Origin of the sequence: Pleomorphomonas oryzae DSM 16300, from assembly GCF_000422965.1 — a bacterium.
Lineage (GTDB): Bacteria > Pseudomonadota > Alphaproteobacteria > Rhizobiales > Pleomorphomonadaceae > Pleomorphomonas > Pleomorphomonas oryzae.
The window spans coordinates 69,857-90,018 of record NZ_AUHB01000018.1 but is presented as its reverse complement, the minus strand read 5'-3'; the positions used below and the strand labels follow the sequence as shown (position 1 = coordinate 90,018).

General features: G+C 62.6%; 20 protein-coding genes. 7 read left to right on the top strand and 13 right to left on the bottom strand.

Going from position 1 to position 20,162, the window contains the following annotated elements; translation table 11 throughout:
* Positions 1-101: 101 nt before the first annotated feature.
* Positions 102-932: a type I methionyl aminopeptidase gene (map, locus tag G522_RS0122060; protein ID WP_026792890.1), complete on the top strand. Its 831-nt coding sequence runs from the start codon at positions 102-104 to the stop codon at positions 930-932.
* Between the two features lie 4 nt (positions 933-936).
* Here the strand turns inward: map and G522_RS0122055 are convergent, their stop codons facing one another.
* Together G522_RS0122055 and G522_RS0122050 are read right to left on the bottom strand one after the other, a co-directional pair.
* A complete protein-coding gene (locus G522_RS0122055) occupies positions 937-1,320 on the bottom strand; it encodes an ACT domain-containing protein (protein WP_026792889.1) in 384 nt (127 codons plus the stop codon).
* Complete coding sequence (locus G522_RS0122050) at positions 1,321-1,563, bottom strand: DUF1178 family protein (protein WP_026792888.1); 243 nt, start codon at positions 1,561-1,563, stop codon at positions 1,321-1,323.
* Between the two features lie 196 nt (positions 1,564-1,759).
* On the opposite strand from G522_RS0122050, the gene G522_RS0122045 reads away from it, so the two are divergent.
* Positions 1,760-3,742, top strand: a complete 1,983-nt coding sequence (locus G522_RS0122045; RefSeq protein ID WP_026792887.1) for a DUF4139 domain-containing protein — start codon at positions 1,760-1,762, stop codon at positions 3,740-3,742.
* Here the strand turns inward: G522_RS0122045 and G522_RS0122040 are convergent.
* Positions 3,739-4,062, bottom strand: coding sequence for a nucleoside triphosphate pyrophosphohydrolase family protein (locus tag G522_RS0122040; protein WP_026792886.1), 324 nt, complete (start codon positions 4,060-4,062; stop codon positions 3,739-3,741). The two genes, G522_RS0122045 and G522_RS0122040, sit on opposite strands and share 4 nt — an antisense overlap.
* Before the next feature lie 111 nt (positions 4,063-4,173).
* On the opposite strand from G522_RS0122040, the gene radC reads away from it, so the two are divergent.
* The gene (gene radC / locus G522_RS0122035; protein ID WP_026792885.1) at positions 4,174-4,875 is read left to right on the top strand and encodes a RadC family protein; all 702 of its coding nucleotides are present in this window, start codon (positions 4,174-4,176) and stop codon (positions 4,873-4,875) included.
* On the opposite strand, the gene G522_RS0122030 is transcribed toward radC, so the two are convergent.
* From G522_RS0122030 to G522_RS29260, 6 genes are all read right to left on the bottom strand, one after another.
* A complete protein-coding gene (locus G522_RS0122030; RefSeq protein ID WP_026792884.1) occupies positions 4,868-5,620 on the bottom strand; it encodes a substrate-binding domain-containing protein in 753 nt (250 codons plus the stop codon). The two genes, radC and G522_RS0122030, sit on opposite strands and share 8 nt — an antisense overlap.
* Entirely contained in the window at positions 5,613-6,401 is a 789-nt protein-coding gene (locus tag G522_RS0122025) for an ABC transporter ATP-binding protein (RefSeq protein ID WP_026792883.1), read from the bottom strand. The genes G522_RS0122030 and G522_RS0122025 overlap by 8 nt, the downstream gene beginning before the upstream one ends.
* Entirely contained in the window at positions 6,391-7,425 is a 1,035-nt protein-coding gene (locus tag G522_RS0122020) for a FecCD family ABC transporter permease (RefSeq protein WP_051229065.1), read from the bottom strand. The genes G522_RS0122025 and G522_RS0122020 overlap by 11 nt, the downstream gene beginning before the upstream one ends.
* Positions 7,422-8,489 carry an ABC transporter substrate-binding protein gene (locus G522_RS0122015; protein WP_051229063.1) on the bottom strand — a complete coding sequence of 356 codons (1,068 nt, stop codon included), beginning with the start codon at positions 8,487-8,489 and terminating at the stop codon, positions 7,422-7,424. Before G522_RS0122015 ends, G522_RS0122020 begins: the two co-directional genes overlap by 4 nt.
* Positions 8,490-8,687: 198 nt before the next feature.
* Positions 8,688-9,452, bottom strand: a complete 765-nt coding sequence (locus tag G522_RS0122010; RefSeq protein WP_026792880.1) for a PRC-barrel domain-containing protein — start codon at positions 9,450-9,452, stop codon at positions 8,688-8,690.
* Positions 9,453-9,854: 402 nt separating this feature from the next.
* Positions 9,855-10,637 (bottom strand): PRC-barrel domain-containing protein, encoded by a 783-nt coding sequence (locus tag G522_RS29260; protein WP_026792879.1) that lies wholly within the window; start codon positions 10,635-10,637, stop codon positions 9,855-9,857.
* 224 nt (positions 10,638-10,861) lie between these two features.
* Here G522_RS29260 and G522_RS28200 point away from each other — a divergent pair, with 224 nt between their 5' ends.
* From G522_RS28200 to G522_RS0121985, 4 genes are all read left to right on the top strand, one after another.
* Positions 10,862-12,319: a circularly permuted type 2 ATP-grasp protein gene (locus tag G522_RS28200; RefSeq protein ID WP_051229075.1), complete on the top strand. Its 1,458-nt coding sequence runs from the start codon at positions 10,862-10,864 to the stop codon at positions 12,317-12,319.
* Between the two features lie 4 nt (positions 12,320-12,323).
* The gene (locus G522_RS0121995) at positions 12,324-13,265 is read left to right on the top strand and encodes an alpha-E domain-containing protein (RefSeq protein WP_026792878.1); all 942 of its coding nucleotides are present in this window, start codon (positions 12,324-12,326) and stop codon (positions 13,263-13,265) included.
* A gap of 4 nt (positions 13,266-13,269) precedes the next feature.
* Positions 13,270-14,094, top strand: coding sequence for a transglutaminase family protein (locus tag G522_RS28195; RefSeq protein WP_051229061.1), 825 nt, complete (start codon positions 13,270-13,272; stop codon positions 14,092-14,094).
* 167 nt (positions 14,095-14,261) lie between these two features.
* Positions 14,262-14,864 carry a hypothetical protein gene (locus G522_RS0121985; RefSeq protein WP_026792877.1) on the top strand — a complete coding sequence of 201 codons (603 nt, stop codon included), beginning with the start codon at positions 14,262-14,264 and terminating at the stop codon, positions 14,862-14,864.
* Positions 14,865-14,950: 86 nt separating this feature from the next.
* Here the strand turns inward: G522_RS0121985 and G522_RS0121980 are convergent, their stop codons facing one another.
* Genes G522_RS0121980 through G522_RS0121965 form a run of 4 tightly spaced genes read right to left on the bottom strand, consistent with a single transcriptional unit; the run spans position 14,951 to position 20,058 of the window.
* Positions 14,951-16,033: an ABC transporter ATP-binding protein gene (locus G522_RS0121980; protein ID WP_026792876.1), complete on the bottom strand. Its 1,083-nt coding sequence runs from the start codon at positions 16,031-16,033 to the stop codon at positions 14,951-14,953.
* A 32-nt stretch (positions 16,034-16,065) separates the two neighbouring features.
* A complete protein-coding gene (locus G522_RS0121975) occupies positions 16,066-18,312 on the bottom strand; it encodes a glycoside hydrolase family 2 protein (protein ID WP_026792875.1) in 2,247 nt (748 codons plus the stop codon).
* 10 nt (positions 18,313-18,322) lie between these two features.
* Positions 18,323-19,147 carry a carbohydrate ABC transporter permease gene (locus tag G522_RS0121970; RefSeq protein ID WP_026792874.1) on the bottom strand — a complete coding sequence of 275 codons (825 nt, stop codon included), beginning with the start codon at positions 19,145-19,147 and terminating at the stop codon, positions 18,323-18,325.
* Positions 19,144-20,058 carry a carbohydrate ABC transporter permease gene (locus G522_RS0121965; RefSeq protein ID WP_051229057.1) on the bottom strand — a complete coding sequence of 305 codons (915 nt, stop codon included), beginning with the start codon at positions 20,056-20,058 and terminating at the stop codon, positions 19,144-19,146. Before G522_RS0121965 ends, G522_RS0121970 begins: the two co-directional genes overlap by 4 nt.
* Positions 20,059-20,162 lie beyond the last annotated feature (104 nt).

The following is a 20,162-nucleotide window of genomic DNA, read 5'->3' as shown; positions in this document are numbered from 1 at the left end:
GAATGAGCTGCAAGCATGTACTTCTCGCGGCGCTTGGGTATATGACGACGAAAACGCGAAGCCGTGCGGCTTCCAATGCCAGACTGAGGTTGGTTGATCCAATGATCAATTACGTCGACGCGGCGGTCGCTCCGTTGCGCAACACCGGGGATATTCGCCTTTACAACGCTACCGACTTCGACGGCATGCGCAAGGCCTGCCAGTTGACGGCCGCCTGCCTCGATGAGCTGGTGGAGTTCGTGCAGCCGGGCGTGACCACCCAGGCGATCGACGACTTCGTCTATGGCTATGGCCGCGATCACGACGCGCTGCCTGCCACCATCTATTATCGCGGCTATACCAAGTCGGTCTGCACCTCGATCAACCACGTGGTCTGTCATGGCATTCCCGACGACAAGCCTCTGCGCGAAGGCGATATCGTCAACATCGACGTCACCTTCATCGTCGATGGCTGGCATGGCGATTCCTCGCGCATGTATGGCGTCGGGGCCATCAAGCGGGCGGCCGAGCGGCTGATCGAAGTGACCCATGAGTCGCTGATGCGCGGCATCGCCGCCGTCCGGCCGGGCAATACCACCGGCGATATCGGTGAGGCCATCCAGAGATATGTCGAGAGTGAGCGCTGTTCGGTGGTGCGCGATTTTTGCGGCCATGGCGTCGGCAAGCTGTTCCACGACACGCCGAACATCCTGCACTACGGCCGCAAGGGCGAGGGGCCCGTGCTGAAGCCGGGCATGATTTTCACCATCGAGCCGATGGTCAATCTTGGCCGGCCGCACGTCAAGGTGCTGTCCGACGGTTGGACGGCGGTGACCCGCGACCGCTCGCTGTCGGCGCAGTTCGAACATGCCGTTGGCGTCACTGACTCGGGTTGCGAGATCTTCACGCTGTCGCCGAAGGGGCTGTTCAAGCCACCGCTCAAGGTGGCCTGACATCTCAGACAAAGCTGTGTCCTGCTGCGCCGAGAAGCGCGCAGGCTTTTGTCGCGTCGGCGGTTTTCACGAGCAGATAGTCGGTATCGAATGTCGATACGGCGAAAATGCCGATGCCGTTGGCTGACAGCGGCTCGATGACCGATAGAAGAACGCCCGTCTCATCGAAGGCAAACGGGCCTTCCAGCTTGAAGGCCGACCAGCCGCCATCCGTTCGGATGCCCAGGGGCACCCGATCTTCCAGGCAGACAATTGATAGTTCGTCTTCGGTGCGGCTTATGCTGACGAAACCGTCGCCGTCCGCCCAAGCGGGGATCTGGGCGGACGAGGCCAGCTGCGAAATGGCATAACTGCCGGCAAGCGGCTTCAGACGAACGAATTTCCCCATCTAGAATCCCGCGGCCATCGGGCAGCCAGGGTTGCTGCAGGTCGAAGGGTTGCAGGCCGGTTCGGCTGCGAAGGAAGCCTTGGCGGCGCCGAGGCTGGGCGCCATCAGCGCCTTCTCGATCCGCGCGACACCACAGGACGGACAGGCATACTCGGTCTTCTTGGCTTCCCAGTCGGCATTGCCACCGAACCAGTCGTCGAAGTCATGGCCGCAGGCGGCGCAGTGCAGATTGTAGTGGATCATGACGGGGCCGTGGTCTCTCGATTTGGATTGGCGATAGGTCGCCGCGACCGGCTGATCCTGTCAAGCGCAGTTCCCCCTAATTGGCGCTGAGAAGCCGCAGAGCCGCCACAGGTCGGTCTTCGCGCCAGCGCATTCTTGGAGCAGGATCGCCGCCATCGGATGCAACCGTGTCTCGGGGGAGATCAACGTGAAATCTATGCCGCTTGCCGCCGCGCTTCTTGTCGGCGCGTCGTCTTTTGTCTTCGTTGCGGCGGCTACCGCCGCCGACAAGGTTGGCTCCGTGCTGTTGTCGTCGGGCGGCTTGGCCGAGATCGTCCGCAACGTCGATCTTGCGGAAGGGGAAAGCCATCTGGCGCTGGAAATCCCCGCCGACCAGGCCGACGATGTTCTCAAAAGCCTTCTGGTCAGCGATCCCAAGGGGTCGATTGTTTCGGTCACGCTCGATGGTGCCAATGCCGTTGCCGAGGCGTTCAAGCGCCTGCCGCTGAAGCGCGAGGATCTCGCCTCCACCGCCAGTATCGCCGCCGCCTTGACCGGCTATGCCGCGACCATCGACGATGGTGCCGGCCACAAGGCGAGCGGTGTCATTCTTGGCGTCGGCAAGGTGCCGCGCGCCACCGAAGGCCAGCCGATCGAGCTACCGGCGGTGACGCTACGTCAGGAAGATGGCAGTTTCGCTGAAGTGTTGCTCGGCCCCGGCGCCGGCATCACCTTTGCCGACAAGGATTTGCAAGCGCGTCTCGACGCGGCGATCACCGCCGTCCGCACCGCGGCCGACACCAATTTCCGCACCCTCAGCATCGAAACGACGGGCAAGGGCGCCCGGACGGTGCGGCTATCCTATGTGGTGGCGGCACCAGTTTGGAAGGCGGCCTATCGCATCGTGCCGGCCGACGGCGGCAAATACCGCGTGCAGGGTTGGGCGGTGCTAGAGAACGGCAGTGGCGACGACTGGAACGGTGTTGAGCTGACGCTGTCGTCGGCCAATCCGGTGGCCCTCAAGCAGCGGCTCGTCGACATGTACTGGCGCGAAAGGCGCGAGGCACCGCTGCTGCTGCCGGGCGGGGCGATCAATCCGATGATCGATGGTGCGCCGATGGGCGGCGCTATAGAGGGCTCAATGGAGGATATGGCCGATCTTCCAGGCGAGGCGCAGCTAGATGCGAAGGAATTGCGTGCGCAAGCCGCTCCGGCACCTGCCGAGCCATCGCCCGGCCCGGAGGCTATTTCTGTGGAAGGCGATGTTGGGGTCTCCTTCACGCTGCCACAACCGGTGACGCTGAAGGCAGGAACGACGCTGACCGTGCCCATTATTGACGCGGATCTCGATGCCGACCTTGTCTCGCTATGGCGGATGGACAGCAGCCCGACGCCGCAGGCGGCGGTGTTTCTGTCCAACACCACAGGCAAGAGTGTGCCGCCGGGTATCTTCACCGTCTATGGAAAGGACGGCTATCTCGGCGATGCCCAGGTGGCTGGCATACCGCCAGGCGAGAAGCGTTTCGCCGCTTTTGCAGCCGATCCCAAGACGCGAGTTGCCAGCGATCGGCAGCAGAAGATCACAATCATCGGCCTTTCCGGTCGCGGCGGCACTATGACCGTGCGGCGTTCGATCGTCACTACTACCCTCTATCATCTGACTGCGCCCAAGAATGAGGCGCGCACAGTGATGATTGATTATCCCCGGTTTACCGGGACCGAAGTGATCACCGATGCTGAGGTTGTGTCTGATGAACCAGGTCGGCTTCGTCTCAAGACCAGCGTCCAAGCTGGGGTAAGCAAGAACATTAAGGTGACTGAAACACAGCCTGACTCGTTCGAGATTAGCCTCACAGACACCGATGCGGAATCGTTGCTAATCTACGCCTCAACGAAGGACATCGACCCGGCGATGGCCAGCAAGCTTAAGGAACTCGCCGCCATCAAGACGCGCGTCGCCGACGCTCAGCGTGCCATCGACAAGGCGGAACAGACCGTCAAGCGGCAGTCGGACGAGCAGGAGCGCATCCGTGCCAACCTGGGTGCGTTGCCGGAAACCTCTGACAGTGCCAAGTCCTACATCGCCAAGCTCGCGCGCACCGAAAAGGCGATCGAGGAGGCCGAGGCTACGCGGACCGAGGCGCAGGCGAAGGCCGATCGGGAGCGGACGGCGCTCGATGCGGCGATTGCTGCGTTCTAGCGTTCCAGACCATAGACGGGCTCCCAGCGAAGCCACTTCTCCCGCACCGCCGCGTCAAGATCGACGCCGGCGGCGCGGGCGAACAGCATGAGTTGGCAGAGTACGTCGGCGACTTCCGCGGCCAGCTGGGCCGCTCCGTCGTCTTCATCGCGGCGCGAACGGCCGGTTCGGGTGAGCCAAGCCTGTGTCATCTCGCCCATTTCCTCCTGCACCTTTAGAAGAAACCAGTCTCCGCTCCGGTCGATGGTGTAGGTGGCGGCGTAGGCGGCCGAGATCGCTTCGAGACGGTTCGCGAGGGCGTTAAGAGACGAAATGGACATTGAGATTCTCCCTTCGGATTGTCCCGGAGAGAGGAGCATGCCGTTTGCCTCGACGCTGTCAGTATGACGGCCAAATCTGCTAGGCTGGCTTAGGCTAGAACGGAATCGACCATGGGCGAGCTTCAGGACGGCAAGATCAACCCGCCGCACTACACCGGCCACCGCGAGCGACTGCGCGAGCGCTTCCGTACGGCCGGTGATGAGGCGATCGCCGACTACGAGCTGTTGGAACTCATCCTGTTCCGCTCGATATCCCGTCAGGACGTCAAGCCGCTTGCCAAGCAATTGCTGGCCACGTTCGGCTCGTTCGCCGAGGTGATCGGCGCTTCGGAGGCTCGCCTCAAGACGGTGAAGGGCATTGGCGAGGCGACCATCCTCGACTTCAAGGTGGTGCACGCAGCGTCGCGCCGGATTGCCCGGTCGAGCGTGGTGAAGCGCACGGTCCTGTCGTCCTGGTCGACGGTGATCGATTATTGCCGGACGGCGATGGCCTACGAGGATCGCGAGCAGTTCCGCGTGCTGTTCCTCGACAAGAAGAACCAGATGATCGCCGACGAGGTTCAGCAGACCGGCACCGTCGACCATACGCCGGTCTATCCGCGCGAGGTGGTGAAGAGGGCGCTGGAGCTGGCGGCCACGGCCGTCATTTTGGTCCATAACCATCCGTCGGGCGACCCGACACCGTCGCGGGCCGATGTGACCATGACCAAGCAGGTGATCGATGCGGCCACGCCGCTCGGCATTGCCGTGCACGATCACATCATCATCGGTCGCGATGGCCATGCCAGCCTGAAGGGCCTTCAACTCATCTGAGACCGCGGTCCCGTGACGCGGGCTGGAATCCGGTGGCAATCAGGATAGACCGGCCGCGATCCGACAACAGAAAACCCAGTAGTCGCCGCGGGCCTTCGCCAGCGCCGGCAGCGAGCGCCACTCCGTAGTCGATTGCCGGGGCCAGGGCCGGGGGGACGGCGACGATGCTGAAGGCCGGATCGTCGGCGGACAGACGGGCGTTCGACCAGTAGCTGACCATCAGGTCGACCAATCCTTCCGTGACGGCCCATCCCGATCCCCGGTTCGGCGGCAGCGGGGGCGTGTTACGGCCGCCGACCAGTTGCCGGGCGCGTTGCTTGAGGCCAAGACCCGGCCGCTCTGCCTCGACGCGGTCGAGCATCTCGAAGGCGTAATCGCCGGCCGGATCGTCTCCCGGCGTGGAGGTGCCGATCCTGAGCGAAGGGTTGGCAAGGACCGATAGGAAGTTTGCCTCGGTCAGGCCCAGCTCGGCCCGCGCTATAACGCAGAGCCGATTATGGGCAAAGCAGGTTGGCGCCTCAGCAACCCCTGTCGCCGCAAGCCTGTGGGGATGGGCCATGTTGGCCGAAGCAAACAGGTCGAACGGCTCACCGGCTTCGATGCGTTCCCGCAATAGCCCGGCCGGCCCTAGTGACAGCGAGGCGGCGAGGCCGGTTTCGTCGTTAAAAGCTTCGATGATCGCCGGGAGGGCGTGGCGCAGGCTGCCGGCGGCGAAAACCCGAATGGGCGAAAACGGCTCAGTCATGGACACCTCCGTCGTCACGAGAACGATAAAGCGGCACGAAGGCGCTGCGCCGCGCTCCGCCGCGACCGAGCGGCACGGCGACGACCGGCAGGCCATAGAGCGCCTTCAGATTGGCCTCCGTCAGCACATCGCCAATCGGCCCAAACAGGGTATCGCCCTCCAGCATGATGAGGGCGTTGTCGGCGACGGTTATGGCGTGGTTCGGCTGATGCGTGGTGAAGGCGATGGCGATGCGGTGCCGGTCGGCCAACTCGCTGAGTAGCGTCAGCACAGCATCCTGATTTTTGAGGTCGAGCGCGGAGGCCGGCTCGTCGAGCAGCAGAACGGCGTTGTCGCCGGCCAGGGCGCGGGCGATCAGCACCAGCTGGCGCTCGCCGCCGGAGAGGGCGTCGATGCCGCGCCCGGCGAAATCGGCCATGCCGGTGGCGTCCAGCGCCGCCATCGCCTTTTCGACGTCGTCCTTGCCGGGCATGCGGAACAGCGCGATGTGGCGGGCGCGGCCCATCAGCACCACGTCGAGCACGGTGTAGGGAAACGAGCCGAAATAGGCCTGCGGCACGAAGCCTGTGCGGGGATTGAGGTCGAGCCGGCGGGCGGTGGTCGGCGTCAGCAGGCCGGCCAATACGCGGAGCAGGGTGGATTTTCCCCGGCCGTTGGGGCCGAGCACGGCGGTGATTTCGCCGGCGCGCAGCGACAGGTCGAGGTTGCGAAACTGCCAGCGCTTGCCGTCATAGGATTGGCTCGCCGCCTCGATGGTGAGGAGGGCACCGTCATCCATCATGACCACCCCTTTCGGTTTTGCGCAGGAGAATGGCGAAGACCGGGGCGCCGATCAGCGCCGTCAGGATGCCCAAGGGGATTTCCGTCGCCGTGACGGTGCGCGCCACCGTATCGATGATCAGCAGAAACAAGGCGCCGATGAGGAACGAGGCCGGCAACAGGCTCCGATGGTCGGGTCCCACCAGAATACGCGCCATGTGGGGCACCACCAAGCCGATCCAGCCGATGATGCCGCTGACCGCCACCTGGCCCGCCACCACCACCGTCACCAGGAGGAGCACGAACCAGCGCAGGTGCTCGACCTTGACACCAAGCGCGCGCGCCTCCTCGTCGCCGAGCGACAGGATGTTGATCCGCCAGCGCAAGGCCAGCAGCAGCCCGCAGGCGATCAGCATCGGGGCGGCGACCAGGGTGAGCTTGTCCCAGTCCGCCGTGGCAAAGCTGCCCATCAGCCAGAAGACAATGGTCGGCAAAGTGTCCTCGCTGTCGGCGACATATTGCACGAGGCTGACCAGCGCCGTGAAGAAGCCGTTGATCACCACACCGGCCAGCACCAGGGCCAGAATGTTGCGGCGGGCGATGACGTCGTTGAGGGCGTAGACGAGAACGATCGCCGCGACGCCGCAGGCGAAAGCCGAGCCGAGCAGGCCGATGTGCGTGGCACCGAACAGGATGGCCACCGTGCCGCCAAAGGCGGCGCCAGACGACACACCGATGACCTGGGGGCCGATCAGCGGATTGCGGAACACACCCTGCAATGTCGCACCGGCCAGCGACAGGCTGGCGCCCGACAAGAGAGCCAGAAGAATGCGCGGCAGGCGAATGGTGAAAATGACATTCGCCTCGGTGGCGCTCACCGGCGTGGCCGGCGAGATGATCGGCGCGAACATGATGTCGACGACGCGGGCGAGCGGAATGCCGTATCGGCCGACACCGAGCGCGGCCACCGCGGCCAGCACCACCAGCAGGACGAGTCCCGTGGTGGTGAGATGCGATGGCCGGCCAGAGCCAGTCGAGAGCCTCATTGCGCCGGGGCTATGTAGTCGACGCCATAGAACTGGCGATAGTAGGCGTCGGCTTTGGCCTGCATGTCGATATCGGCGAAGCGTTCGGGATAGAGGGTCTTGGCCATCCAGAGTTCGCCGAGCGCCATGGCCTCCGGCATCGGGTGGCCCCAGGCCTTGGCATATTCCGGCATCAGGTAGACCCGACCATTCTTGACCGCGTCAATGGTCGACCAGGCCGGCGTGGTCTTGATGTCCGTGATGACCGTGGGATAACGCTCCTGCACGAAGATGACGGCCGGGTTCCATTTCAGCACGTCTTCCATCGTCACCTGGGTGTAGCCCGTAACGCTGTCGGCGACGTTGTGCGCGCCGGCCCGCTCCATCATCAGGCCGGTGTATTTGCCGCGCCCGTAGGTATAGAGGTCGGGGTTGGCCATGTAGACAGGCACGCGTTGGGCCGGCTCAATGCCGGCAAGCCGCTCGGACACCAGCTTGCGGCTCTGGGTGGCGGCGGTGATCAGGGCTTCGCCCCGGTCCTTATTGTCGAGCACGTTGGCAATCAGCCGCACGCTTTTGGCAAAGCCGGAATCGATTGCCGCCGGTTCGTCCTTGACCGTCGGGTTCAGCTTCACCGCTTCCTCGGGCGGGACGTCGATCATCGAGATGGCGATGACGGGCAGACCCGCACTTTCGATCTGCTTGATCATGTCGGCGGGCGCATAGCTGGTGACGAACACCACGTCGGGCTTGAGGCTCAGCAGGTCCTCGATATTCACCTTGGTGAGATCGCCGGGCGTCGGCAGCTTGGGCAGGGCAGGGGCCAGGCGAACGAAATTGGCGCCGAGCTGCTTCTTCCAGCTCTCCAGAACCCCGACCACCTTATCCATTTCGCCGAGCTGAACGGCGATGTTGAGGGTCTGATGCTGCAAGATCACCACACGGTGGACCGTGTCAGGGACGTGAACGGTACGGCCGATTTGGTCAGTGACCACGTTATCGGCCCAGGCCGATGATGAAAGGAAGAGGCTACCCATGATGAGAGCGGCGCTCATCAGTGGCTTGAAGCGGCCTGCGATATGCATTGGATTTTCCTTGGAGCGGACTGCGGTCCGATCTTCCAAGCACAAATCGTTGCGTTATTCCATAGTGTATATAACGCTTTTGGTAGGGTCTCAGCTTCGATGCGCCGATCGACAGTGACCGTTCATAAGCCGACTGCCGAGATATGCTTTGGCCCCCGCAGAGTATCTGCGGAGGCCGAAGCTAAGTAGGGCGTAACGTCAGGGTGCCATCGAGCCCGTGTACGCCGGAGCCTGGTCGAGCTGTTCGCGCGTCATATTGAGCACGATCCGGCCGTCGCTTGCCGAAGCTGTATTTGCCTGGGCGGACGAGGTACCGGCGCTGTTCGACGACATGTCGGTGCTGGTCGCGCCGGTCGCCTGGCTCGGTGCCATCTGCAGCGAGCTGAGGCTTACGACCACATTCTTTCCGCCGACGCCGATGACGACAGCGTTTGCGGCGCCGTCGGCGCTTGCAAGCACTTCATTGATCTGGCCGAGGCTGGAGCCGTCGACGCCATAGACGGTCTTGCCCCGAAGATCGGCGACCGTCACAGCGGCGGCGCCGGGGATTGTCACCATCGTTTCGGCGCTGGCCGTACCGGCGGAACCGCTAGTGCTCAGAGCACCGGTGCCGCTACCGTTCGCGTTGGAGTTCGCGCTGGTGTCAGACGACGCTCCGGAGGATGACGTCGGCGCTGAGGTGCCCCCCGTACCTGGCGCACTGGTGCTCAGGCCTGAGCCGTTGGTACTATTGTTATTGCTGGAGGATGAGGTGCCACCGGTGCCGGACGGACTGGTGGTGCCATTGTTGGTCGTGCCATCATTGTTGTTGCTGGACGACGAGGTTCCGCCAGTACCGCTCGGATTGGTAGTGCCCTGGTCACTGGAGGAAGACCCACCGGTACCCGAGCCGCTGGTCTGGGCGAGCGCAGCGAACGGGAAGGTGGCGGTGAGAAGCAGCACGGGAAGAAGACGAGTTTTCATGTTGGTTCCCTTTCTAGGTTTGTTAAGGGCCCCATCAACCCGTGTAGTTCGGGATTGTTCCCGAGTATCTACATAGTTTGATCCGTTTCGGCTCGATATCGTTTCCTTTTCCTGGGCGCGTGTGCGCTATCGAGCGATCCACTTTTGCTTTGTCGTTCCTACAATTTCCCGAGTGGTTGCCAAATAGGCTGAGCGTGTAGCGGACTAACATCCTGTAAAACACAGGATTCGCAACGAAGCCGACTTTAGCTGAAGATCATGTGCTGCCCGTATGCCCAAAGGACTCGGTCGACTTTTGCGACATGGACATGGGGACGAAACAACGCCCCAACGTATTCCGAGGTGTCGAAATGAAAAAGGCCCCGCGATAATTTGCGGGGCCGATTTCCGGTCGATTATGCCTTACTTGTTCTGTTCGCCGCGTACGCCTTTGAAGGCCGGCGCTTTTTCAAGCTGATCGCGCGTCACGTTGAGGATGATGCGGTCCGGAAGGCCGTCTTTACCGATCTTGGCGCCGTTATTGTTGGCAGCCATATTGGTGGCGGACTGGTCGGGTGTCGTTGCAGCAGTGCCGGCTGCTCCCGTGCCGGTGGCACCGCTGGTGCCCATTCCGGCGGTACCGGTCGCATCCATTCCGGTGGTGCCGGTCGCTCCGGTAGCGCCCGTCGCTCCGGTGGTATTGGGCAGAGCCTTGGACGCGGCGTCTGCCTGTGCCTGCGTGTCGCCCGGTCCAAGCTCAAGGGCGCTCATATTGACCGCCACGTCCTTTTCGCCAATGCCCAGGAAGCCGCCGACGCCGATGATCACGGCGTTGATACTGCCGTCCTGGCTGACGAGAACGTCGTTGATTTCGCCAATGTTGGCGCCATCAGACGCGTAGACCGTCTTCCCCTGCAGATCGCTGACGCGCCAGGCGCCGGTCTCAGGCAGCGTGACGAAGGTCTCGCCGGAGGCGGATGCCGTCTGCGTGGAGGGCATGGTGTTGTTATTCATCGCAGAGCCGCTATCCGTCGAGGCGCCACTGCCCATCTTGGAATTGCTGCCGTCGGCAGGAGCCGGGGTCACGCTAGGCGTGGCCTGCTGTGCGGAGGTCGCTCCGCCAGGGCTCGTCGTCGCATTCTGCGCAGCGGCGGCGAGAGGGAACGCAGCGGTGAGGAGCAGTACCGAAAGAATATGTGTTTTCATAATCGGCTTCCTTCCCAGATTGATTGTGGGAACTGGTAACCCTCAAGATTCATAAAGGTTCCAGGCATTATCGATCTGGGTCGCATTGCCCATTCTATGGGCAAATGCCTCCCCGGTTTGCTCCATGATGTTTCTTGCCCTTCCTGTCGGTTTGCCGCTTAATTCATCAATGGCAGCGATGCCGAGGAAACGGCGGAGGAACGGGATTGCCGGCTTTCGACGAGATGCACGGGTTCGGGCAGGGTGTCCGCCCCGCCTATAGAACCATCCAGGCCTGGCTCGACAGTTCCGACCCAGAAAATCTCAAACGCCTTCAAAAAGAAGCAGAGTTTCTGTTTCGGAGGATCGGAATCACCTTTGCCGTTTATGGCGATGCGGAAGCCGAGGAGCGCATAATCCCCTTCGATATCGTGCCGCGCGTGCTGACCGGCAGCGAATGGGCGACCCTTTCGAGAGGGCTGACGCAGCGCGTGACGGCGCTCAACCGCTTCCTCGCCGACGTCTATGGAGCCGGCGACATCGTTCGGGCTGGCATCGTGCCGGCCGATCTCGTCTATCAGAACCCCGCTTTCCGTCCGGAAATGGTCGGCCTCAAACTGCCGCACGATGTCTATGTGCAGATCGCCGGCATCGACATCATTCGCACCGACGACAAGGACTTCTACGTCCTCGAAGACAACGCCCGCACGCCGTCCGGCGTCTCCTACATGCTGGAGAACCGCGACGTGCAGATGCGTCTTTGCCCGGATCTGTTCGCCGAAACGCGTATCCAGCCGGTCGATAACTATCCCGACGAACTCCTGGCCTCGCTGCGCTCGCTGGCGCCGATCTCCGCGCCGGCCGAGCCGACCGTCGTACTGATGACGCCGGGGCCGCTCAATTCGGCCTATTACGAGCATTCCTTCCTGGCCGACAAGCTCGGTGTGGAGTTGGTGGAGGGACGTGACCTCTATGTGCTCGATCAGGTGGTCTACATGCGTACGACGCGCGGGCCGAAGCGTGTCGACGTCATCTATCGCCGGATCGACGACGACTTCCTCGATCCCATGGTTTTCCGGCCGGATTCGGTGCTCGGCATCCCAGGCCTCATCTCGGCCTACCGTGCTGGCAATGTGACGCTCGCCAATGCCGTTGGCACGGGTGTCGCCGACGACAAGGCCATCTACACCTATATGCCGGAGATCGTCCGCTTCTATCTAGGCGAGGAGCCGATCCTGAAGAACGTGCCGACCTGGCGCTGTCGCGAGCCAGACAGTCTCCGCTATGTGCTCGACCATCTGCCGGAACTGGTGGTCAAGGAAGTACAGGGCTCGGGCGGCTATGGCATGTTGGTCGGCCCGAAGTCGACCAAGGAGCAGATCGAAACTTTCCGCGCCCGGCTTGTCGCCGATCCCGACGGCTTCATCGCCCAGCCAACGCTGGCGCTTTCCACTTCGCCGACCTTCGTTGGCGAAGGCATTGCTCCGCGCCATATCGACCTGCGTCCCTTCGTGCTGACTGGCGCCGACAAGGTGCGCATCGTGCCCGGAGGACTCACCCGTGTGGCACTGAAGGACGGATCGCTGGTGGTCAACTCCAGCCAGGGTGGCGGCACCAAGGACACCTGGATCATCGAAGATCCGGCGGATAGCGCACCTCCATCGGCCGGCCTCTCCCAGTCGCAATCTCAGGCGGGGGGCTGACATCATGCTGAGCCGCCACGCCGACAGCCTCTACTGGCTCGCCCGCTACGTCGAGCGCGCCGAAAACACCGCCCGGCTGATCGAGGCCGCCACCCGCCTTTCCGCCACGCCTATCATTGCCGACGGCGGCCGCAACGAATGGGAGATGGCCGTCGACGGCACCGGTACGCTCGACCGCTTTCACGAGCAGCATGATGAGGCGACACAGCGCACTGTCGTTGATTACCTCGCCTTCTCGTCGGCCAATCCCTCGTCGATCCGCAGCTGTCTCGATATCGCCCGCGCCAACGCCCGCTCGGTCAGAACGGCGCTGACCATGGACATGTGGGAGACCATCAACTCTGGCTGGATGGAGACGCGAGGCGTCAACAGTCCCAACCTGACGCGGCAGGAACTGTCGGACTTCCTGTCGCGGGTGAAGGAACTATCGCTGCGTTTCGACGGTTCGGCCTACCGGACGATGCTGAGGAACGACGCCTATTATTTTCTGCGTCTTGGCACCCTCATCGAGCGCGCCGATTTCACCGCCCGCGTGCTGGCACTGAAGGCGGACGTGCTCGATCCCACCAGACCGTCGCTCGGCGGCAGTGCCGACTATTTCCAATGGTCGTGGATCTTGCGCTCGGTATCGGCGCTGACCTCCTATCATTGGGTCTACCGCGACAACCTGAAGCCCAATCTGGTCGCCGAATTCCTCATCCTCAAGGCCGAAATGCCGCGCTCGTTGGTGTCCTGCTACGAGAACATCATGATCAATCTCGACAGCCTGTCGCGCGACTATGGCCGGCAAGGGGCGAGCCAGCGCAAGGCGCGCATGCTGCTGAGCCAATTGCAGGACACAACGCTGTCCGGCCTGTTCGCCATCGGCCTCAAGGAATTCCTTGAGCGCTTCATCCTCGACAACGCCAGTCTCGGCGACACCATCGCCGAGCAATACCTGGGGTAAGCCGATGCGGTTGCGCATCCGTCATGACATCGTCGTCCGCTACGACGAGCCGGTCACGCTGGCCAGCCGGTCGCTGCACCTTTGTCCGCGCACCTTCGATGGACAGTATGTGCGGGCCTGGCATCTCGACATCACCGGCGACTGCCGCCAGGGGCGCTCGTCTGATGCCTTCGGCAATGTCGTCCACGACTGTGCCATCGAGGGGCCGCTCGACGAGGTGGCCATCGCCGCCGAGGGCGAGGTGGAGGTGGACGATACCACCGGCGTATTGCAGGGCGCGCCGCTTGACCGCATTCCGCCGGCCGTCTTCCTGCGCGAGACGCGCGTCACCCTGCGCACGCCAGCCATCATGTCGTTCGCGGAGAAGGCGAAAGCGCAGTCCGACGGTACGCCGCTCGATCTCTGTCACACGCTAATGAGCCTCATCCATCTGGAGGTCGAGGCGCTTGCCGCCGCCCCGGCCGAACTCAGCGGCGTGCGCGAGGTTGCCGCCGAGGAGGTGCTCGCCGAGGCGCGCGGGACGCCTGTTGATCTCGCCCACCTGTTCATCGCCACGGCGCGCGGCCTGTCGCTGCCCGCCCGCTTCGTCTCCGGCTATCTCTGGCAGGAAGAGGAGACGGCCACCGGCGCGCTCGCCGCCTGGGCGGAGGCGCTGATCCCCGGCCTCGGCTGGGTGGGCTTCGATGCAGGAAACGACACCTGTCCGACCGACGCCTACGTGCGCGTCGCCTCGGCGCTGGACCAGTCCGGCGCCGCCTGGGTGCGCGCCGCCGATCGTGGCGGTGTTCCCGCGCTGGTGACGGTGACGGCTGCGGCCGATCGACTCTGAGAAGCAGCTCGAGATCCTCTTCCGGTCTTTTCGGAATGAAAGTGCAGGCTCCCTAAAGTTATCTAGGTCCCGATTCCTGCAATTATTGCGCGCACCCATCCGCAGAGCTAAATAGACTCGGAATGTTGCCCTTTCGGCTTTCGGGAGGGCGCCGACGGGGTTGTCGCATGTTCCGTATGGGTGTGATCGTCGCCGTTCTTGCGAGCTTGGCAACAGGCGGCGTTGCCTCGGCTCAGCCCCGCGATGAATTCAACGAGCTTTCTGCCAGTACACCTTGGCAAGTAGTCGATGGTGTAGAAACGCGAGAGTTTACGCTTAAGGGGAAAGTTATCGTTCAACAAGAACGAATCGGTGGGAAAGTTAGCACCATGACGGAGGATAGGAGTGGTCGTGGTGCGGTAATGTGTGTGCTGGAAACTTATGTTATGCTTCTCGCCGCAAATGAAGTCTGTCAAATTAATGACGACGAAACGCGCTCATCGTTGATGTCGGCCATAAGCCGAATTGGCGAGTTTGCCGAGCGAAACTCGATCGAACCCATTACTCGGCGGGAGATCGTTAGTCGGGCCGAAAGCGCCGGAGAGCAAGCCCTCGAGGCGGCTACCGCCGATAGTCATCTTGCGCAACTCAAGCAACAGTGTACCGGACCGCAAGGCTTCGGAGAGGCTTTCTTGCAGCTTAGGAAAATGGGCGTAAGCAAGCTTTTTAAGGAGCAGGTGGATGATCTTCTTTCGGTGGAACGGCCGGCGGTGATGGGGCCTTGTCGTTGAACTTAAGTAAAGACAACTCATAACAGCGAAGGCCGGGATCCCCTTGGGGATGCCCGGCCTTGCTATGCTGACGACGGAGGAAATCGTCAGTAGATGCGTTTACCATCTGCGCTGAACAGCAGCGCGCCAGACGACGGGAAGCGGGCGATCATTGTGTCGCCCATGGCAATGTTCGACCGGCTCTGGCTGGCGATGGTGACGAGATCGGAGGCTGTCGAGCGGGCGTAGATCAGCGTTTCCGAGCCGAGATGCTCCAGCATGTCGACGGTGACAGGCAGGGCGGCATCGCCTGTTTCGGTGAACTGCGAGGGACGGATGCCGAGCGTGACCGGCGAACCGGCGGCCGGCAGCTCGCCCTTCAGCGCCACGGGCACCACGGCGCCGCCGAAATCGGGCAGGCGAATGTCGGCACGGCCGGCGCTGCCGCCTTCGACCACGCCCTTCAGGAAGTTCATCTTCGGCGAGCCGATGAAGCCGGCGACGAACAGGTTGGCCGGATTGTCGTAGAGTTCGAGTGGCGCGCCGACCTGTTCGACGACGCCGGACCGCAGGACGACGATCTTGTCGGCCAGCGTCATCGCTTCCACCTGATCGTGCGTCACGTAGATGATGGTGGCGCCGAGATCGCGGTGCAGCTTGGCGATCTCGATGCGCATGTGAACGCGCAGCTCGGCATCGAGGTTGGAAAGCGGCTCGTCGAACAGGAATACCTTGGGATGGCGGACGATGGCTCTACCGATGGCGACGCGCTGGCGCTGACCACCGGAGAGTGCCTTCGGCTTGCGGTCCATCAAGGGTTCGAGTTCCAGGATACGCGCGGCTTCGTCGACCTGCTTGCGGATTTCCGCCTTGGGCAGACCGGCGAAGCGAAGCGCAAAGCCCATATTTTCGCGCACCGTCATGTGCGGATAGAGGGCATAGGACTGGAACACCATGGCGATTCCGCGCTGCGACGGATCCACCTCGTTCATCCGGTCGCCACCGATGGCCAGATCGCCGGCGGTGATGGTCTCCAGGCCGGCGATCATGCGCAGCAGCGTCGACTTGCCGCAGCCCGACGGACCGACGAAGACCACGAACTCGCCCGACTTGATGTCGAGATCGACGCCCTTGATGATCTCGACCGCACCGAAGGACTTCCTCACGTCCCTGAGGGTAACATCGCTCATGATGTGCTTTCCGCTTCGATCGGTTGCGCCGTTCAGCCGGCCTTGAGGGTGAGGGTGGTCTCGCCTAGGCGATGGCAGGCGACCTTGACGATCACGTTGCCGGCGCCGCCGGTGGTCTCAACCCAGAAGCCGATGGCGCCGCCTTTCAGCACCACTTCCGACGGGCCGAGCAGCTTTGCTGGTCCGCTGACTGTGATGTGCACGGCCTCGTCGAGGAAGGGCAGGAGATTGCCGAGCTGGTCGAGGGCACGGACGATCACGCGCGCCGAGTCCTTGGGTTCGGCCGACAGGTCCGTCCAGTCGGGCTTGACCTCCAGCGTGGTCGGCAGTGGATCGCAGGCGAACTTGATGGTCTTGACCGGCTTGCCGCCGACATAGCCGGTGACCGTTGCCTCTTCCCACTTCATACCCCAGAGGCCGAGCTCCTCGGCCGAGAAGGCGCGATGGTCGATGACAACAGGCGCATGCGGCAGGTGCGGATAGGCTTCGCGGTCCGGCTTGACGCGCTTGACGATGTCGGGGCCGTATTGCAGCTCGACCTCATCGCAGTTGGTCAGCACGATCAGCGGCAGGATGCCGCCGATATTGCGCTCGCCACGGGCGTAATAGGTGACCGGCTTGAGCACCACTTCGTCCGAAGGATCGCACTGGCTGGTGTAGGCCCAAGCGGCGAACTTCGGCTCGCGCCAGGCGTCCATTACACCGTGATGGCAGAGGCGGTCGCCGGAACCGAAATCCTTGTGGGTGTTATAGTCGAACATGCACCAGCCGGTGGAGCCGGCGATGTTCGGGTCGCCATAGACGGCATTGAGGATGGAGAGATAGCGGGTGACGTGCTCGGCCTGCCGCTGCTCCTGGTCGTAGCGCTTGGTGGGATACATGTGGCCGTTGAACTCGGTCACCATATAGGGGACCGGTTTCTTGAGGCCGGTGGTCTCCGAGATCGGCCGCAGGGCGGTACGGGGACGGTTGGCACCCGGCAGTTCCTCGTTGCCCTGGATGAAGTCGTTCATCGTGTAAACGTCTTCGAGGAACTCGCTGTCGGTGATGTAGCGCACGCCGCCGGTCTGGCGGGTGGAATCGAGCTCATGGGCGAGCTTGTTGGTTGCCGTGTAGAAGTCGTGGAAGTCCTGCGACTCGTTGATGCGTACGCCCCAGATGATGATCGACGGATGGTTCCAGTCGCGCTCGATCATGGCGCGGACATTGTCGATCGACAGCTGCCGCCAGCTTTCATCGCCCACATATTGCCAGCCGGGGATCTCTTCGAACACCAAGAGGCCGAGGCGGTCGCAAGCGTCGAGGAACCAGGGCGACTGCGGGTAGTGCGAGGTGCGGACGACGTTGACCTTGAGTTCCTTCCTCAGGATTTCGGCGTCGCGCTCCTGCGCCCGGCGGCCCATGGCGTAGCCGACATAGGGGAAGGACTGGTGGCGATTGAGCCCGCGCAGCTTCAACGGCTTGCCGTTGAGGCGGAAGCCTTCGGGCGTGAACTGGACGGAACGGAAGCCGAAGTTGACGCACAGCGTATCGTCGCCGCTTTCGTGGACCAGCTCGACGACGGCCTCATAGAGGTTCGGATTGTCGATGTCCCAGAGGGCGATGCCGTCGAGGTCCTTCAGTTCGAGCGTCACGCTGTCGCCACCATAGGACGCATCGGCGCTGCCGACGGTCTTGCCGGCGGCATCTTTCAGCGTCACCGACACTCGGCCCGCCAGCTTCAGTCCGCGCGGGTTGGCGATGTCGACGCGAACCTTCGCCGTCTTCTTGGGCGCGAGCACGTCCGGCGTCTCGATCTTGACGTTGCCGATGTAAACCGGCGCGGTGACCCGCAGCCAGACGTCGCGATAGATGCCGGCGTAGGTGAGGTAGTCGATCTGGCCGCCGAATGGCGGAATGGCCGGGTTTTCCGAGCCGTCGATCTTGACGGTGACGAGGTTGTCACCTTCGACGAGCCGTTCGGTCAGCCGGGCGGTGAAGGGTGTGTAGCCATCGGGATGGGCCACCACCTGTTCGCCGTTGACGTAGACGACGCTGTCGGCCATGGCGCCATCGAACACCAGGGCTACTTCGCGGCCGGCAAACTCCGGTCGCCAGGCGATCACCTTCTGGTAGGTGAACGGCCGCTGGTAGCGGGTCTCGTCGAAGTAATTGTAGGGCAGGTCGACCGCGTTGTGCGGCAGATTGACGGTTTCGCCCTTCCGGAAGTCAGCGGCGAGGTCGGCGGAGAAACCCTCATGGAAGGTCCAGCCGGTGTTGCAGTTGATGGTCTTGCGCATTTTGAACCTGTTACTTGACGGAGCCGAGCATGCCTTCGACGAACTGACGTTGCATGGCGAAGAAGACGAAGAGGGTGGGAATGGTGGCGAGGACCGTGCCGATCATCACGACGCCGTAGTCGGGATAGTAAGCCGAGCCGAGCGAGGAAATGACCAGCGTGATGGTTTTGGTTTCGTTGGACTGCAGCACGATCAGTGGCCACAGATAGCTGTTCCAGGCCGTCATGAAGACGATGATGAAGGCCGCCGCGTAGGTCGAGCGCATCACCGGCATGTAGATCAGGAAGAAAATCTGCCATTCCTTCAGGCCGTCGACCCGGGCGGCATCGCGCAGCTCGTGCGGGAAGGCTTTGGTCGACTGGCGGAAGTAGAAGATGATGAAGGCCGAGGCGACAGTGGGCAGGACCACCGCGATGTGCGTGTTGATGAGGCCGAACTTGCCCATCAGCATGAACAGCGGGATCATCAGCGCCGCGAACGGGATCATCAGGCTCAGGAGCATGAGGGTGTAGAGCTTCTCGCGGAAGCGCGAAGAGAAGATCTCGAAGCCGTAGCCGGCCAGCGACGAGATGAGCAGCGTCAGCACGGTAGCAATGATGGTGATCTTGGCCGAATTCCAGAAGATCAGCGGTGCGTTGACCTGCGTGAAGAAAGTCGTGGCGTTGGCGACCACCGCCTCACCGAAAGTCATCTTGCCCTTGACGATGTCGGACGTCGTGTTGGTGGCGCCGATGACCATCCACAGGAAGGGGAAGATCGAGAGGAAGGCCATAACGGCGAGGAAGATATAGACGACGACGGATGCGATCCGCTGCTTGAAGCCGTAGCTGATCATGCCTTGCGCTCCCGGGCGGCATAGAATTGCAGGAAGGACAGGATCGCCACCAGGAGGACGATAACGTAGGAGACGGTGGCGGCGTAGCCGAGGTTCGGAGCGAACTTGAACGTCAGATTGTAGATGTAGAGCGACAGCGTCAGCGCCGAGTTGCCGGGGCCGGCCGCGCCGCCAGCCGAACCGCCGCCGGTGATGGTCGACACTTCGTCGAACAGCTGGAGGGTGCCGATCGTCGAGGTAACGGTGGTGAACAGGATCACCGGCTTCAGCATGGGCACGGTGAGAGACACGAAGCGGGCCCAGGTCGGCACGCCGTCGATGCGGGCGGCCTCATAGACCGAGCGGTCGATGTTCTGCATGGCCGCCAGATAGAAGATCATGTTGTAGCCGGTCCAGCGCCAGGTGATGGCGATGATGATCATGACGCGGCACCAGAAGGGATCGGTCATCCAGGGAATGCCGACATTGACGATGCCGAGGTTGATCAGCACCGTGTTGACCAGACCGTTGGCGACGAACATCGACTTGAACAGAACGGTATAGGCGACCAGCGAGGTGACGCAGGGCAGGAAGATCGCCGTGCGCAACACGCCACGGAACTTGATATCCGGATTGTTGAGCAGCGCGGCGGTGATCAGCGCCAGCGTCAGCATGACCGGCACCTGTACCAGGAAGAAGATGAACGTGTTGGTCAGCGCCATCAGGAACAGCGGGTCGTTGAACAGCCGGTAGATGTTCTTGAGCCCGGCAAACGACAGGCGCATCCCGAGGCCTGACTGGAACGACATCCAAAGCGAATGCAGGATCGGAAAGACCATGAAGATGGCGATCAGCGCCAGCGCGGGGCCGACGAACAGCCAGCCGTTGACGTCGAAGCGCGGCCGTTTCGGCCTGGTGGAGATTGCTGACATGGGTCACCGTTCCGGCAGAGCGGGGCTCTCGGGCATCTTCTGGAAGGAAGCGCCGATGATTCAGATATTTGCGTAATAGTGCGGTTTGTCCGCGCCCGGCGAAC